Below are 17782 nucleotides of genomic sequence, written 5' to 3'. Positions count from 1 at the left end.
GCTAGGGCTTTTTATAGCCAAGCAGCGATACTACCTCACAACATTTTACTTTGCAAGCAATTTATTAATATACTTTGAATCGAGTGGAATTCACATATAGCCATAAATATTAATTCGCAAAGGTCAACAGACCCGAATATATCTGACTATACTCAGTTTTTAACTGAGGGGGTCAAATGAGCTCACTATCTACGCCATATCAACATTTTTTATCTAATCCAATAGCAAAGCCGCCTTGTCGTATGCACAATGCGAATATGTATGGCTTTTTTGCTGAGGTAGAATTAGCTAAATCACAAAGATATATTGATTCAACGCTAAACGTAGGCGTTAAAGGGAATATTCGTTTTAAAATACTTGGCGAGTTTGCGCTTATTACATTTACAGATATTGAAAAAATAGCCTCAATGACACCGCCTTTCGATCAGCATGGTTGGATGCAAGAAACAGATATTATCATCTGGTTGCCTGTCGCTAAAGTTGAAAATGAGGATATAAGCTACTTATATTGGTATCCAGCATTTATCTGCGTTAATAACATTTATGCACTCATAAATGGTCGCGAAACGTGGGGCTATAATAAATATTTATGTGATTACATTATGCCCGAGTGTGTAACTGAGCTTTCGAATTTTTCACTATCTTTAGAATGCTTTGATCATTTTTCGCCTGAATCAAAGCTGCAAATGCATGAGTTATTTACAATTACAATAAACTCTCAGGGGCACGAAAATGACTTTTTCTCTGTCCTAGATGATTTTGGCGAGCAAGTAGCAAATTTGTTTTCTCGTAAACATTTAGGCATTGATTTGTCATTATTAAAGCAGCTATTGAGTGGGTTTGTTAATCCACAAATGGATCAAATATTGTTTAAGCAATTTCCCGATGGCAGTAGTGATTCAGCGGTATACCAAAGCGTAATGTACTCACCCTCTATGATTAAAAAAATACATCGCTTTAAATTTCTGAAACCTGAGTTTACTTTACATCTTAATAAATTAGATAGTTTCCCCCTTGCCGATATGTTTGGTCTGAAGTTAGGTAGTCAAGCGCTGCACTTACCATTTTATGTTCAAATGGATTTTGACCAGTTAGCCGCAACTAAAATTTAAATTACTTAGAAGGATTTATCATGGGCCAAGAAAAAATTGTGATAATTGGTGGCGGTGTATCGGCTATGACTGCTGCACTGTATTTAACCGAGCAGCGTGATTGGCAACAGCATCGAACTATTACTGTATACCAACAAGGTTGGCGTTTAGGTGGTAAAGGCGCAAGTGGCCGCAATGCGGCTCGTGGGCAGCGTATTGAAGAGCATGGCTTGCATGTATGGTTTGGTGCTTATGTAAATAGCTTTAAAACAATAGAAACGGTTTACACTCAGTTACAACGCCCAGTCGATTCACCTTTATCTACATGGCAGCAAGCATTAAAGCCGCATAGTTTTATAGCACTAGAAGAATATATTAATGATCAATGGCAAACATGGCCAATAGATTTCCCCTTATTACCTGGAAATCCTGCGGAGGGTAATTTGGATATTACGCCATGGGACTTTATTAAAATGACCCTAGCTTGGCTAAAAAAGTGGATACTGGATTTACAATTAGCCGCAAAAAAAGCCAATAAAAATATAAATTTGAGCACAAAAAAATCTCGTGATCAGTCTTTATTACGCCATTTACATCAACAAATAGCGGACTTGGTTGATGATACAGAGGAAACTTGGCAACACTTTGCTGATGATATAAAACAATACTCGAGTGAAATAGCCTCTACTCCCAGCTTATTAATAAGTAAATTAAATCAGTTTGCTCACGCTGACAATACATTAAAACCCCAAGTACAAGAGAAAAAAGATGGCCTTGTCATTTGGTATATAGTTAGAAAACTAAAGCGTTGGCTAAATAGCGAAATGATTGAGTTATTAGACAATAATGCGCAGCTTAGACGATTATATATTTGTGCAGACCTTGCTATTGCAATGTTGGTTGGCCTGGTCAAAGACAAAGTATATCGAGATGGGTTTGGGGTCATAAACAAATTTGATTTTAGACAGTGGCTGATAAGAAATGGGGCAAATGAGCAGTACAGTGCTAACTCTGCGCCAATACGGGGATTTTATGATTTAGTATTTGCTTACGCTGATGGAGACATCAGTAAGCCTAATGTTGAAGCCGGTGTTGCATCACTGGCTATGTTACGTATTGCGCTGTGTTATCGCGGTGGCGTCATGTGGAAAATGCAAGCGGGGATGGGCGATGTCATTTTTGCTCCACTGTATGAGCTACTAAAAAAAAGAGGGGTTAAGTTTGAGTATTTCCATCAATTGCAAAACCTGGAACCCAGCCTAAATGAGCAGGGTGAACGTTTTGTTGAGATAATTAAGTTACAGCAACAAGTTACTTTGAAATCAGGCGCTGAATATCAACCACTTGTTGATGTGAAAAAACTACCTTGTTGGCCAAGTGAGCCGCTTTATGCGCAAATTAATAGTGAACAAGCTGCACTATTAAAACAGCATAATATTAATTTAGAATCTTTTTGGTCTAACTGGCCTGCTCAGTATGAAAACCATTTTGGGCAGCCCCTACCAATAAAAGAATTACGCTACAAAGATGACTTTGACAGGATTATTCTTGGCGTATCTGTTGCCTCACTTGAACATGTATGTCCTTCTTTACTTGCATTGGATACAAATTTTGCAGCTCAAGCAAAGCAAGTTAAAACGGTGGCAACGCAGGCAGCCCAATTGTGGCTTAGTAAGACTGACGAGCAATTAGGTTGGCAATATAGGCCACCTAGCAAAGAAGGCCCCATTCTCAGTAGCTTTAGCGAACCATTTGATACATGGGCGGCGATGATGAATTTAATCGACAAAGAGCAATGGCCTATCGATTGTTCTCCTAAAAACATTGCTTACTTTTGCAGTGTTTTTCCTTGTGACTATTACCCGCCACAAAGTGAACATCAATTTGTCTTTCAAGCAAAATCGCAAGTAAAAGCTAATCTTAAAGGTATGCTAGAAAATAACATACAGGCTATTTGGCCATTAGCGTATCAAAATAATCAATTTGACTGGTCTGTTTTGCATGGCTCTCAGTTATCAGGGGATGAACGATTAAATGCTCAATACTGGCGAGTAAATGTGGATCCCAGTGAGCGCTATGTTTTGTCAGTTGCGGGCTCAAGTCAATATCGTCTGGCAACTGATGAAACACAATTTACCAATCTTTTTATTACCGGTGACTGGATAAAAACAGGCGTTAATGCCGGTTGTGTTGAAGCGGCTGTCATGGCTGGTATGCAAACAGCAAGAGCAATGGTAGGTTACCCACAACACATTAGTGGCGAAGATGCATTTGCAGCCCTCAAACATTAAAATATTATTCATATAACCGTATTATCGATTGATTAGTATATAATTAAACATGCTGTTTACATTTGTCTAGCGTAAAGGTCACAAGAAATGAAAAATAAAGGCAAGCTTCTCAATAAGAAAATAGGGTTGATATGCTTACCAGGCTTTTTACTGCCACTGCAGGCGAAAGTACTTGTAGATGATGAAAGTGCGAATGCGCGTAATATGGAAATCATAGAAGTTTATGCGCAAAAAAGAGCGCAAAAAATTGAAGAAGTTGGCATTTCTATAAGCACCATTAAAGGTAATGATCTTCAAGTACAACACGTTAAAGATTCGACAGAGTTGTCTGTATTTGCTCCTAATCTAAAAATTAGTCAAAACGCAGCGGAAGGCACACCGCCAGCGGTTAACATTCGTGGTGTAGGGCTAGTTGATTACAATACGGCGAATACATCCCCTGTGGCGATGTATGTTGATGACATTGCTGTTGGCTCTGCAAGTAACCAAATTGTTAATTTATTTGATATTGAACAAATTGATATTTTGCGTGGTCCTCAAGGCACTTTATTTGGTCGCAACTCTACAGGGGGCGCTATTTTAATCCGCTCTAAACGCCCTGAGTTTGAACAAAGTGGTTATTTAAGCACTGGCATTGCTAATAACAATGCGACCAGTGTTGATGCTATGTTTAATTCAGCAATTAGTGAAAACACTGCCGTTCGTATAGCGCTTAATCATCAAGATTATGATTATTCCACTAACAATATTTTTGCCGACTCACCGAAAGCTGGCATGCGACAAACGAATGGCCGAGTTTCCTTTTTAGCTGATTTTGACACGGTACAGCTATTGATAAAAGGGCATATTGCCGATTGGGATGGCATAGTACAGCCGGTTGGCAGTATTGGAATTGTTGCTAATCCACTAACAGGAGAGCGATGCTCGCCAGCACAAGCGGGTTCAACCAGCTGTTTTGATAATTTTGGCTTTAATGATGCCAGTGATGATTTTTATACAGTCAGCGTAAATAATAATTCGCCTCATAAAACAGATGGTAAGGGCATTAGCGCCCATGCTAATTGGCAATTAGACACACACAATGAGCTTGTTTTTTTAAGCAGTTATAACAAATTAAAACGGGACCATGCTTTTAATTGTGATGGCTCTCCCGCACAGTTATGTGAGGGCAACTTAGGGTTAAATACTGATTTGGTGACGCAAGAATTGCGATTGCAATCTCAGTTGGGTGAGCATTTTTTAACGACGGGAATATATTATGCTGATGAGTCTATTGTTCAAGATAATGTAAATGATATTTTACGCGACTATCGGGGAATTTTATCGACAGATTTAACCGCTACTTTTTTTTATAATAATAAAATAAACACAAAGAGTATGGCTGCGTTTACGCAACTCGATTATCAATTAAACCAAGATTGGCTGATCACTGCAGGGCTTCGTTACTCTTATGAATCGTTAGACTACGACTCAGTGTCACAGCTTAATGTTATTTTAGATGCTAACGATTTAACGGGGGTTAAGGTTCCATTTTATCGTGTTCAGGGAGAGCAGTCAGATAATGGCATTTCAGGGCAGTTAGGAGTGAACTTTAAAGTCGATGATTCAACTTACGCCTATTATCGTTTTGCTAATGGCGCCAAAAGTGGAGGCTATAACGGTGGCTTTTTATCATCGGTTGAACAGGCCCAACTCGCTGACTATCAAAAAGAGCGGTTAAACTCACATGAAATCGGATCAAAGTCCTGGTGGCCACAGCAGGGTATTCGATTTAACTGGGCTGCATTTTATTATGATTATAATGATCAACAAGTCTTTATGAATCAGCCTTCAACATCTGAGCAGAGCCCGCCAATTCAATTATTAGAAAATGTGGCTGACTCCATTATTTACGGCTTAGAAGCTGATCTTGAGTATTGGCTGACCGATAATTTGAATGTTAAGTTTGCTATGGGTTATATACCTCATGCAGAGTTTGAAGAATATGTTGATCCACTAGGGAATGCGTTAACTGATAATCGTTTGCCGTTTACCTCAAAATGGAATCTCAGTGCGGGTATTGAATACACTCTTGAGGTGGCTAATCACCCACTAACTACTCAATTATTAGTTGATTATCAATCCGATTACTATTTTGATCAGAATCAAAACCCCTATGCGATGCAAGACAGCTATAGTATTTTTAACGCCAATATACACTATCAACACGATAACTGGGGGGTTGCCATTTGGGGTAAAAACCTGTTTGGTACTCAATACAGTCACTTAAAATTTGATTTAAGTTCTTTTCTTGGCATGCTTGAAGATTTTAAGGGTGAAGGCCGGCGTTTTGGCTTAGATATTAGTTATCAGTTTTAATTTAAGGTGCAAAGTATGCCAATAAAGGCAGCTCTAAAGCTATTTATATATTGTGTATTTATATGCTTTAGCAATTTAGCAGTGGCAAATGCACTTGAGCCTTTTGCTTATACTTTGAAACAACAAGATACTGATTTGCTTAATCAAGGCAGTGTATTTCAAGTCACTGATGGCGCTTTTCCCCGAGATCATAGCGATATAGAAACGTGGCTTGAAAAAAAGCAACCACAATCGAGAACATCGTTTTTTGGTGGTAGTTTTTGGTTTGTGATTAAGCTGGAAAACAAAACTGATTTAAATGAACTTGTGTTATATCCCTATAACACGCTGCTTTCAAAAATTGAGACGCGTATTTATGATATGTCGAATTTTGATGAGCCAATAAATCGTTATACAACGGGTGGCATTTACCCTAATGAGTTTGCATTTCATTATGGTAATAGAATCGAGCTGACGCCTAATCGGCCCTACATATTAATTGCAAAATTTCAAAGTGAATACTTTTATACCCCACCTAAATTAGTGCTTTCACCTTATGATGATTTTTTTGTGAAAAAAACATCAGATAACATGATTATGCTACTGTGCTTCGGGGTTGGTATTGCATTAGGTTTATATAATTTTCTTATTTACTTGGGTGATAGAGATAAAACCCATTTGTATTACGCTCTGTTTACCGCGTGCTGGGTATTAGCTTGGAGTCAGTTTTTTCATATACCAGATCAAATTTTTGGTTTTTACAACGCCCATTTTCATTGGCTAGGTTTTACCTTAATTCCCATCACAAATATCTTATTTTTTAACAGCTTACTTAAATTAAAGGAAACGTCTCCTCAATTATCACGGTTTTCAATTTACTTGGGCATTATTGCTACCGCAGGTACTCCATTTGCAATCATTTGGCCAGGTTTTGGCTTTATATGGGCTACTTTAGTAACGGGGGCTACTTTGTGCCTGGGTATGATTGTTGGTATACGAAGTTGGTTAAGTGGCTTTAAGCCCGCTCGCTATTTTGTTTTAGCGTATTTGGCGATGGCCATTCCTAATATGGTCGGCAATTTAACTAATTTAGGGCTAATTGAACCCATAAAGATGGATCTCTATTTACTTGGGCTCATTGGTACCGCACTCGATGCAGTGCTACTTGCTTTTGCCGTGGCAAATAAATTTAGCATTTTACACCATGAGAATGTTGAGTTGACTAAAAATTTAGAACACAAAGTACAGTTGCGTACTCAAGAGTTACAACAATTAGCTGAAGAACTTCGTGATGCAAGTGAAGCTAAAAGTCGATTTTTAGCCAATATGAGCCACGAAATTCGCACCCCAATGACATCAATCATTGGTTATGCTGATGGTATTATTTTAGGTGATATACAGCCTCATGAGAGAAACCATGGCATTCGGGTGATTTTGCAAAATAGTCGTCATGTTCTTGGCTTAATTAATGACATTTTGGATATGTCAAAAATTGAGGCTAACCGTCTAGAGATAGAGCTAGTTGAAACGGACTTGTTTGCCACTATTGCTGAAATCGAATCGTTATTAGGAAAAAAAATTCGTGATAAAGGCTTAAAATTTAAAGTTGATTATCAATTTCCGCTACCTGATTGGATAGTCTCAGATCCAACTCGATTGAGACAAATATTATTAAATTTAGCAAGCAATGCGCTTAAATTTACCAGCCAAGGTTATATAAAGCTAACGGTTAGCTGTAATAAAAAACAACTAATTATTAAAGTGAAAGATACGGGAATAGGTATGACCGACAGTGAGCAAAAAGACCTATTTACTCCCTTTCATCAAGCTGACTCGTCGATTTCTCGTAAATACGGTGGTACTGGACTTGGATTAAACATATCAAAAAGCTTAGCCACTAAACTAGATGGCGATATTACGGTTTATTCTGTGCTCGGAAGCGGCAGTGAGTTTTGTTTTACTATGGCACTGCATACAACGGCTCATACAAAATGGGTTAACGCATTTGACGATATTTGTAAGTCACAAAACAAAGAGCTCCCTATAAATAGTAACCAGCGAAATTTGATTGGTAGGGTACTCGTGGCTGAAGATCACCCAGAAAACCGACAGCTGATTAAGCGGATTTTAGAGCGAATGGGTTTAACTGTGGTGGCAGTAGAAAATGGCCGAGATGCTGCACAAGCGACACTTGATGAACAATTTGATTTAATTTTATTAGATATTCAAATGCCAATTATGGATGGTGAACAAGCAATTAATATTATGCAAGCAACAGGAGTAACAACACCGATTGTGGCGCTTACTGCGAACACGATGAAGCATGAAGTAGATCGTTATTTAAAACAAGGTTTTACCGATCATATTGCCAAACCCATCGATAGACGGTGTTTTAGTAGTAAAATCGCAAGTTATCTTGATATTGATATATGCGAAAATATTAAGCTGCCTGATGATGAGTTTGCACTGCTCAAGCAAGAATACATTAAAGGATTAAAAAAACAAAAACACACATTACAATCGCAATTTAAGCAGGGTGATATAACCGGTTTTGCACGCAGCGTACATATGATTAAGGGAACAGCAGGGATGTTTGAATGCCAAGCACTGTATCAACAAGCTGTTGAGTTTGAAAAACGATTAAAATCCGCTAACGCCGTGCTTGATAGACATCAAGTAGAGGCTTTACTCAATACAATTGACGTTATTTTAGAAGCTTAAAACCATACTTTTTAAAGCCTTGTTTCCTGTGTTGTTATGATCTGTTTATAATAGGAAGATAATTTTTAAAATACAGCGTTATTAAAAAGGAAATTTTGTGAAGCTATCTGTTTGTATTATATGTAAAAATGAAAAGGATAAAATTGAGCGTTGTTTAGAGTCAGTAAAGTGGGCAGATGAAATCATTGTACTTGATTCAGGCAGCACTGATGAAACACGTGCTATTGCAAATAAATACACAGATAAAGTATTTGTGCGTGATGACTGGCAAGGGTTTGGTGAGCAACGACGTAGAGCAGAAGCATTAGCAACTAACGATTGGATTTTTGCAATTGACTGTGATGAAGTTGTCAGTGAGCGTTTAAAGGAAGAAATAATAACGACATTGGCAAAATGCAATGAGAAAAATATTTTAAAGCTTAACCGTTTAACGTATTTTTGTGGCCAATTTATTCGACACAGCGGCTGGTATCCTGATCGTATTGCGCGTATCTACAATAAAAAAATAACAGGTTATAACCAAAACTTAGTGCATGAGTCTGTTGTAATGCTTGATTGTAAACCAATTGAGTTGAAAGAAAATATATTACATTTTCAGCATGAAGATATTTTTGGCTATATGAATAAAAGAAATCATTATGCGCACATAGGTGCAGAGCAAATGGTAAATAAGGGTAAAAAACCATCACTCTTGAAGGCAAGTAGTTCCGCTTTTTTTGCTTTTATCCGCCATTATTTTTTAAGACGTGGCTTTTTAGATGGTAAGGCAGGATTTGTTATTGCGGTTATACAAAGTCAATATAGCTTTAATAAATACTTATTTGCCTATTATAAATAATCTCACTTAGCAGGTTAATTTTATAATCATCCGGTGGTTAAAATTAATCTGCAGTTATGCTCTACTCAGTAATGTTCTATTTGGTCGGGTGTTAAATAAAATGCCTGATGCCACCTTGGTTAATAAATCGTTCCCTTATTTTTACTAATAGTGAATACCGTGCAGTTATTCGCTGCGGTGATATCAATTATAAAAATGCAATTACAGACACCTATTAACGAACATGCTTTAATGAAAAGAGGATGTTTTTCTAGGTGTTAACAATGCAATATCAACATATTACTGTGCCAGAAAATGGTGAACATATACTTATTGATGAACAAGGACAGTGGCATATACCCGAACACCCTATTATTGCTTATATTGATGGTGATGGCGTCGGCCTCGATGTCATGCCAGTGATGCGAAAAGTAGTGGATGCCGCCATAGAGCATAGTTATGGCGCAAGACGCAAAATTCATTGGATGCAAGTTTACAATGGTGAGCAAGCTGCCAAGCTTTATGACGGTGATTGGTTCCCTCAAGAAACGATTAATGCAGTACGAGATTGTAAAATCGCGATTAAAGGCCCTTTAACAACACCGCTTGGAGGCGGATTTCGCTCGCTAAATGTCGCGCTTCGTCATGAAATGGATTTGTATGTAAATATGCGAACCATTAAAGGATTTAGTGCATTACCGTCACCATTAAAAAACCCATTTACCACGCATATTACCGTGCTGCGTGATAGCAGTGAAGATGTGTACTCAGGAATTGAGTGGCAAGCGGGCAGTGTTGAAAGTGAAAAAATGCTCGATTTTTTATGTGAAGAAATGGGCGTAACTCGGCTTCGTTTTACCCAAGAGTGTGGTTTAGGTATTAAAAATATCTCTAAAGAGGGATCAGAGCGATTAATACGCTATGCAATTAATTATGCCCTAAAAAATAATAGTGAATCACTCACTTTAGTTCACAAAGGCAATGTACTTAAGTTTACCGATGGCGCATTCAAGCGCTGGGGATTTGCGCTGGCCAAACGTGAATACGCTGCCGTTGAGCATCAAAACGGGCGCTGGCTTGAAATACAACGTGCTGATTTACCGCCGCTGGTTATTAAAGAAGTGATTGCCGATAATATGCTTCAGCAGTGTTTAATGGATCCTGCTCAATTTGATGTGGTGGCCACCACTAATCAAAACGGAGACTTTTTAGCCGATATGCTCAGTGCACAAGTCGGTGGAGTAGGAATTATGCCGGCGGCAAACTTAAATACCGAAGTTGCGTTTTTTGAACCCACACATGGTACATTTGAGCGCATAGCAGGGCAAGATAAGGCAAATCCGAGCAGTAGCTTATTAAGTGCGGTGCTAATGCTTAAGTTTATGGGATGGAGTGAGGCTGCTTGTTTAATTGAAAACGCGCTTGAAAGCACATTTGCCAGTGGACAGGTTACATTTGATTTAGCTCAATCAAATCATAACTCGACAACCTTAAGTTGCAAACAATTTGCCAACAAGGTTATCGAGCACTTTTAAAGGGCAGCATTTTACGCTGCAGAGGCGTTAGCTGTTTGCTCGCGATGAACGCATGGACGCTCTGTCAGCTCTGCAGCTCTGTGGTAAAGTTTATGGGCGCTTGGCTCATCACAGAGTGTGCCACTAAGCGTATCCATTAAAGCAACCACAATAATCGCAGGCACTTGGCAACAGTATTCATCTAGAACGGCTGCGGTTGTTTGTGCATCTACATGACAATGTGGATGACTTTTACGTTGATATGCATTTAATAAAGTATTCACGTCGAGAATGTCGTTTTCTTGGTGTTTGGTTTTACGACATGCACACCCAAACTCATCAACTAGCGTGGCTAACGCTTGGTAAACGTGTTGCGTTTGAAGTGTTGTTTTACGACACAATTGTTGTTCAATGAATTGATGTAAATTTGCATCAATGAATAATCCGTCTTGTTGTGTGAAGCTTGCTGATGTTTGCATAATTATTACTCTTAGTTTGTTGGCTTAACTTCACTGTAGCGCTAAGTGTAATATTAATGAAATTGTTGTTTTCAATAACTGATATTGATTTGATCAATATTTTAATTCTTTACCTATCAATCACTGTATTTGCAAACGCCAACAACTCGCGTCTAAGCCATTGGTGCGCTGGTGTATGGTGTAACAACGGGCTCCATATCATTTTTACTTCTATGGGCACGACTTGAAATGGCACAGGGCTAATCACTAAATTAGTATGGCTTGTTAAAAGCTTTGCTTGACGGCGCGGAAGGGTTGCAATGAGTTGCTCAGATTGACACAGTAAACTGGCAATCATGTAATGACGAGTAAACACGCGTATTTTACGTGTTTGTTCTAATTGCCATAATGCCTCATCGACCCAGCCTAATTTTTGTTTACCTGATTTATTGGTTACAGCGGGTTCGGGGCCCCAGCCGGCTCGATTAACCCAAATATGTTCACTTTTTAAGTATTGGTCTAAGTTTGCATCGTTTAAAAATGGATTATGTGGATGGGTTAAACAACAGTAGTTATCTCGCCATACAGTAGCTTGATGAAAAGAGCGCGGCAGACCATTAAAACGGTTTATTGCCAAATCGATAGTGCCTTTTTCCATATCCTGTAGGTTAACGTCGCTGGGGCTAAGTACATCGAAGTCAATGCCCGGATTTTTAGCTAGCTGCTCGCAAATAAAGGGGGCAATTAGCGTCGATTCTATATAATCGTTTGCCATAATACGAAACGTCACGTTGGCGGTAGCCGGATTAAACTGCTCACTGGGCTGCGTGATCTCTTCTGCCATTTTTAACAGCGCTTCAATTTCGGGCTTAAGGGCAAGGGCTTTAGCTGTTGGGGTCATGGAGCCAGCAGCTCGTACCAGCAAAGGATCGTCAAATAAATCTCTTAGGCGTTTTAACGCATTGCTCATAGCCGGTTGTGTTAATGCTAGTTTATTGGCCGCTTTAGACACACTTTTTTCATCTATTAATACATTTAAATAGACGAGTAGGTTGAGATCGACATTTCTTATATTCATATGATCAATTTTATTTATTTGCTGTATTAATTATCTAAATTAAAGCGTGCTTGCTAAGGTGTAAACCTCTAATAAAAAATAATCAGCATAATTGCTAAAAATAGAAGCGCCTATACTATGCCTAGCACGTCGTTAACGTCTTCCCACAATCCTATACAAGAACTCATAGCCACTAAGTTAGCACGCGCTGTATTTGCTGGCTTTGAAGCTATGTTTGCACAGTTCTTAAATATTACCTTAGGGGCACAAAGTCGCTTTGAACAACGCCAATATCATGAGGTGCAAGCGGCAATGCGAGCGCGCTTGCAAGTGTATGAGCGTCAAGTAAAGCAGGTGAGTGAGGCCGTTAAAGTGATTGCCTATGATGAACTAAACTGTCCACAAACATGGCAACGTGCAAAAAATATTTATGGCGAAATGGTTAAAGAGCATGAAAACCAGCCAATTGCACATACGTTTTTTAATTCTACTTTTGGCGCTATTTGGGATGATAAAAAAATTCGTACGGTGCATTTATTTGTCTTAAAAGCAAAGTACCGGGGGCAACCACGTTCTTATGAAGGGCTTGTGAGTCGTATTTCCTTAAAAGAAGGCTTTGATAGCGCAGTTAAAACTTTAGTCAATGAACAAGTGTTTAGAGTGCCATTTAAAAATTTAAACGAGGACTTAGCTAAACTACAAGCAACGTTAACCCAAGGGGCGCAGCAACAATGCAGACAAGTGTATGAGCTAATAAGTTTAAATGACGGCTATATTGAGTACGCCAACTCACACTTTTACCGAAATAAAGCGTGTTATGTAATAGGACGTTGTATTGCTAAAAATGGCGATAATATGCCCTTTGCAATAGCCATTTTAAATACCCCTGACGGGCTTACAATTGATGCTGTAATGATGGGCGCTGATCAGCTGAGCTTGTTATTTGGCTTTGCGCGCACGTACTTTATGGTAGATACCGACCAACCTGCACGGTATGTAGATTACTTAAGTGTGTTAATGCCTCACAAACAACGGTTTGAATTGTTTAATGCGATAGGTTTTATTAAACATGCGAAAACAGAATTTTATCGCTATAAGGTGGACACGACTAAAAGTAGCCCCGAGCAATATAAATATCATTTAGCGCCAGGTACACCAGGTATGGTGATGCTTGTTTTTACAATTGATGGCCTAGACTATGTGTACAAAGTAATAAAAGATAAATTTAGTGCACCAAAAACGGCGACAAAACAGCAGGTAAAAGATAAATATAACTTTGTAAAACAGGCTGATAGAGTAGGGCGATTAGTTGATACTCATGAATTTAGATACCTAGCCTTTGATTTAAGTCGTTTTAGTGATGAATTGCTTACACAAATGAAAAAACACATTGGTGATAGCTTAATTATTTCGGGCAAAGCGTTAATACTCAAACATGTCTATGTTGAGCGAAAAATGACACCGCTTAATTTATATATCGGTCAATGTACCAGTAAATCACTGCAGCAGGTGATGGTTGATTATGGTAAAGCGATTAAAGAGCTTGCCAGTGCAAATATTTTTGCCGGTGACATGCTAATGAAAAACTTTGGCGTGACACGTTGGGGGCGAGTGGTATTTTATGATTACGATGAAATTTGCCCTCTTACTGATTGTAATTTTAGAGAAGTGCCAAATACTGACAACGCGTTAGAGGAAATAAGCTCACATTCTTATTTTGATATAGACCAAAATGATATATTTCCTAGTCAATTTAAGGTGTTTTTTAGTGCCAGTAGCAGTGCCTTTAGCCATTTTAATCATTATCATAGTGATTTATTTACGGCAAAGTACTGGCAAATGACCCAGCAAGGTATTGAGCAAGGTCAGCTTCCTGATGTATATCCTTATAAACAAAGCTGGCGTTTTAATAATTTATAGTTTTGTTTATCTTTCAAGGTTAAGTTTGAAGTCGTGTTTTTAGGCAATGCTTCCCCAGCAATTGCTGATAACGCAGCATAAATGCAGAACATGCACTGCCCAACGAGTTCGGCCTAAATTGAACAAAGGTTAGTCGACAAAGGCCAATACACTGGTTAAATCAGCACTGAATTTTCGTGCTTAAGGCGCTGTTAACACCAAAAGGAGTATTATTAAGTTTATATTAGTTGGCTTTGCTTTGTTGTCAGGCTTTGTGTTTGCCAGTGCTAAAACCCCGAGGTTACATCAATAAAATTAATAACTGCTACACACTTTAATCATATGACACAGTAAATAACGAGTTAGTTGAAGCCGAAGTATGGCGAAAAATTAAATAGAATAAAATACGAGGAGATTTATGCAGTACATTTCACATCAAGATCAGCAGTTAGCGTTTGAACAAACCGACAAGCCGAAGATTAGCAGTAATGAAGTACTGGTAAAAGTAGCAGCTATTGGCGTTAACCGCGCCGATTGTATGCAGCGTCAAGGTAAGTATCCTGCTCCTGAAGGGGATAGCCCTATTCTAGGACTCGAATGTGCAGGTACCGTGTGTGAGCTTGGCAGTGAGGTAGACCCTAAATGGCAAGATAAGCGTATTTTTACTCTATGTGCTGGAGGTGCTTACAGTGAATATGTCGCGGTAGATGCGCAGCAATTAATGGAATTGCCAGATAATATTTCTATGGCACAAGGTGCTGCTATTAGTGAAGTGTATTTAACTGCCTTTGGCGCACTCTTTGAGTTAGGAAAACTACAATCAGGGCAAACGGCGCTTATTCATGCCGGTGCCAGTGGCGTGGGCGGAGCGGCTATTCAAATGGCAAAAAGTGCCGGTGCACAGGTGGTAATAACAGCAGGATCTGATGAAAAATGTGAACACGCTAAAAGCTTGGGTGCTGACCATGTGATTAATTATAAAACCACTGATTTTGTTGAATATATGAAGGCACATAACTTAAGTGCAAACGCCATAGTCGATCCGGTTTCTGGCCGCTATTTGAATAAAAATGCCAAAGTGGCCGCAATGGATTGTCAGATTGTGATGCTCGCATTTTTAGATAGTCGCTTTGCCGAAGTCGATTTTGCACGCTTATTACAAAAGCGTATTTCGTATCATGCCTCCACATTACGTAATCGGAGTATCGCGTTTAAGCGCGCGTTAAGAGATGCATTTGTAGCGCGCTTTTATGATGATATTGCCAATCAAAAGTATGACTTTAATATTTATAAAACCATGCCATGGCAACAAGCTAGTGAGGCACATGCCATCTTAGAGGGTAATGAAAACTCAGGTAAAGTTGTATTGTTGGTAGAGTGAAAAAAGTAATGCCACAGGGATTAATATTGTTAATCCCTGTATGAGGCCATATACTTTAAAAAACTATTTCGATTTTAAGGTTAATAATGAATCCAATTATTGCAATATTAAAAGAGCACAATGTCAGCGATGAAAAAGTAGCGGCATTATTTGAAGCATTTACCCAAAACCCAATGATGGCTATGGCATTAGTACAAGAGCTGGGCATACCACCTGAAAAACTTCAGCAATTGATGGCGGTAGTAATGACCCAACCTCATTTAATTAAAGAAGCAACGGATGAGTTAGGTTTAGATTTTGCAAAAGTACAAGAAGCGAAAGACAAGTTAAACCAGCAGTAAACTATCTTTAGAGACATGTTTTGTAACACACTCATTTGAACGGCTCTGCATTTATACAGTCAAATAAATACTTAACCTATAGCAGGGACAAAACATGAAGCGACTTTATAAATTTTGGAAAAATAACCGTTCTTAAGGGCCTGTTAACCTTTCAAGGTTGAATTTGCAGTAGTCTGTTTGGTATTTAAGCAAGGCAGAGCCTATGTGGTGTGGTTATTCCCCATAAATAGGCGATAACGTAGCATCAATGCCAAACAGGTATTGCCCAAAGGGTTCTTCCAAGGGGCGATTAACTCTTTGTTACTCGGTTTTTACTTAGCCCACTAGGTTACAAACCTCGCGCCGCGATTAAATCGCCCCTTGTTTGAACAAATTCCAATCCGCAAAGGTCAACAGGCCCTATTGTTTTTATTATTTTAAAGAGTGTGTTTCGTAGTGCCGTCGCCGATTGGTACGAAGTACCAACAGGTTCAATGAAACCGACTATTGAAGAAGGCGACCGAATCCTTACCGATAAAATGGCGTATGATTTACGTATACCATTTACGCATGTATCCCTGATAAGATTGGCAGAACCACAAACCGGCGATATTATTGTATTTGATTCTAAAGTGGCGGAGAACCGTTTAATAAAACGCGTTATTGGCACACCAGGTGATATAGTTTCGTTGCAAAATAATGAATTGACCATTAATGGCGAGAAAGTAAGTTATAGCACTTTAAACGAGAGTATTCGGTGGCTAGATAAAACTGAGCACTTAAAGGAGCATGCTCATACCATACGGCTTACCAAATCGGTAGCAAGCTTAGTAGAGTTTCCGGCAACACCAATAGCAGCAGATCATTATCTTGTTATGGGTGATAACCGCGATAACAGTGCGGACTCACGGGTTATTGGATTAATTCCACGTGATGAGTTGCTGGGTCGGGCAGAGCGAGTGATTGTCTCGCTTGATTATGATGATTACTACTTGCCAAGAAGTGACCGGTTTTTGAAGCGTTTAGAATAAAAAACTAACTATTACAATGGCTAAGCAAGATTGGTTAGCCATTGCTGTTTCTGCAGGTAGGATTATTTAAGGCATTAATCAATATCAATCGAGTAAGCTTCTAACAGCTTGTTAAGCTTAACTTGCTCTGAAGCATCAAACTCTATACCAACGCTAAGGCGGTTGCCTTTCATTTGGTTATTCCTAATGTAAGACGTAATAATAACAGGCTCGTTGTCTAATGGAGAAAGTATATGCACAAAAACTTGACGTTTTTTTAGTGCAACAAATCCAGAGCTTACGTGAATAGCAAAGCGACAACCACTCGGAGAAATATCAATAATTAAACCGTGCAATAAGCTTTTATTATCAGCATCAATATCGCCTTTATGTAAACTAATTTTAGCCGGAATGTGTGTAGGCAACCTGCTAGTTTCACGTAATTGTCGGCTTTCAATTTTTTTAGGGTAAGCTAAATAAATTAATCGTTCAGGGCGAAATGAAATCGCTAATATGCTGGTTGAAAAAGCAACACATTCGCCCCGTTCGTCTTCAATGATATAACGTACAATAGCCCCATTACCTTCAACTAAAATGTCGCTGTAATCATTTCTACCTGCTTGAGCAGGGTATTTTAATATTAAATATTTACCGGTGTCGTAGCCGATTAAAGTGAGTTTAAAGCGAACCTGAATGGGATTGTTAAATTGTATATCAATTAGCTTTCCAGGGAGTAAATCGAGGAAAAACTTCTTTTGATCTTCAGTTGGTTTATCTTCAACAGTAGTATTATTTTTATTTGTTTCCACAAACACTTTCTCAATATTAACAGACGCTTAATTATCTTTTAATATAGTGTAAAAATCACTAGTATAAAAGAGGGCAT

At 38.7% G+C, this 17782-nt stretch carries 13 protein-coding genes; 10 read left to right on the top strand and 3 right to left on the bottom strand.

Going from position 1 to position 17782, the window contains the following annotated elements; genetic code table 11:
* The first annotated feature begins 176 nt into the window (after nt 1-176).
* The 6 genes from KK487_RS08595 (at nt 177) to icd (ending at nt 10792) form a co-directional block, all read left to right on the top strand.
* Nucleotides 177-1112: an acetoacetate decarboxylase family protein gene (locus tag KK487_RS08595; RefSeq protein ID WP_215521711.1), complete on the top strand. Its 936-nt coding sequence runs from the start codon at nt 177-179 to the stop codon at nt 1110-1112.
* A 20-nt stretch (nt 1113-1132) separates the two neighbouring features.
* Nucleotides 1133-3382: an NAD(P)-binding protein gene (locus KK487_RS08590; protein WP_215521710.1), complete on the top strand. Its 2250-nt coding sequence runs from the start codon at nt 1133-1135 to the stop codon at nt 3380-3382.
* An 87-nt stretch (nt 3383-3469) separates the two neighbouring features.
* Nucleotides 3470-5740 carry a TonB-dependent receptor gene (locus KK487_RS08585; protein WP_215521709.1) on the top strand — a complete coding sequence of 757 codons (2271 nt, stop codon included), beginning with the start codon at nt 3470-3472 and terminating at the stop codon, nt 5738-5740.
* A 15-nt stretch (nt 5741-5755) separates the two neighbouring features.
* Nucleotides 5756-8440 (top strand): 7TM diverse intracellular signaling domain-containing protein, encoded by a 2685-nt coding sequence (locus KK487_RS08580; protein WP_215521708.1) that lies wholly within the window; start codon nt 5756-5758, stop codon nt 8438-8440.
* 97 nt (nt 8441-8537) lie between these two features.
* Complete coding sequence (locus KK487_RS08575; protein WP_058154721.1) at nt 8538-9278, top strand: glycosyltransferase family 2 protein; 741 nt, start codon at nt 8538-8540, stop codon at nt 9276-9278.
* 263 nt (nt 9279-9541) lie between these two features.
* Nucleotides 9542-10792, top strand: coding sequence for an NADP-dependent isocitrate dehydrogenase (gene icd, locus KK487_RS08570; protein WP_064662516.1), 1251 nt, complete (start codon nt 9542-9544; stop codon nt 10790-10792).
* Nucleotides 10793-10803: 11 nt separating this feature from the next.
* Here icd and KK487_RS08565 read toward each other — a convergent pair whose 3' ends face one another.
* The gene (locus KK487_RS08565; RefSeq protein WP_013465068.1) at nt 10804-11250 is read right to left on the bottom strand and encodes a hypothetical protein; all 447 of its coding nucleotides are present in this window, start codon (nt 11248-11250) and stop codon (nt 10804-10806) included.
* 109 nt (nt 11251-11359) lie between these two features.
* Entirely contained in the window at nt 11360-12307 is a 948-nt protein-coding gene (locus tag KK487_RS08560; protein ID WP_215521707.1) for a LysR family transcriptional regulator, read from the bottom strand.
* 117 nt (nt 12308-12424) lie between these two features.
* Here KK487_RS08560 and aceK point away from each other — a divergent pair, with 117 nt between their 5' ends.
* The 4 genes from aceK to lepB all read left to right on the top strand — a co-directional run bounded on the left by aceK (nt 12425) and on the right by lepB (nt 16917).
* A complete protein-coding gene (aceK, locus tag KK487_RS08555; RefSeq protein ID WP_215521706.1) occupies nt 12425-14206 on the top strand; it encodes a bifunctional isocitrate dehydrogenase kinase/phosphatase in 1782 nt (593 codons plus the stop codon).
* Between the two features lie 397 nt (nt 14207-14603).
* The gene (locus tag KK487_RS08550; protein ID WP_036954567.1) at nt 14604-15566 is read left to right on the top strand and encodes a zinc-binding dehydrogenase; all 963 of its coding nucleotides are present in this window, start codon (nt 14604-14606) and stop codon (nt 15564-15566) included.
* 86 nt (nt 15567-15652) lie between these two features.
* Nucleotides 15653-15907 carry a DUF2999 family protein gene (locus KK487_RS08545; RefSeq protein WP_008113615.1) on the top strand — a complete coding sequence of 85 codons (255 nt, stop codon included), beginning with the start codon at nt 15653-15655 and terminating at the stop codon, nt 15905-15907.
* Between the two features lie 425 nt (nt 15908-16332).
* Complete coding sequence (gene lepB / locus KK487_RS08540) at nt 16333-16917, top strand: signal peptidase I (protein WP_252190537.1); 585 nt, start codon at nt 16333-16335, stop codon at nt 16915-16917.
* Between the two features lie 74 nt (nt 16918-16991).
* Here lepB and KK487_RS08535 read toward each other — a convergent pair whose 3' ends face one another.
* Complete coding sequence (locus tag KK487_RS08535; protein WP_215521705.1) at nt 16992-17705, bottom strand: flagellar brake domain-containing protein; 714 nt, start codon at nt 17703-17705, stop codon at nt 16992-16994.
* Between the last annotated feature and the right edge of the window lie 77 nt (nt 17706-17782).

It is taken from the genome of Pseudoalteromonas sp. SiA1 (assembly GCF_018732205.1).
In the GTDB taxonomy this organism is placed as follows: domain Bacteria; phylum Pseudomonadota; class Gammaproteobacteria; order Enterobacterales; family Alteromonadaceae; genus Pseudoalteromonas; species Pseudoalteromonas tetraodonis.
The sequence above is the reverse complement of the archived record's forward strand: the minus strand, read 5'-3'. Positions and strand labels throughout refer to the sequence as shown.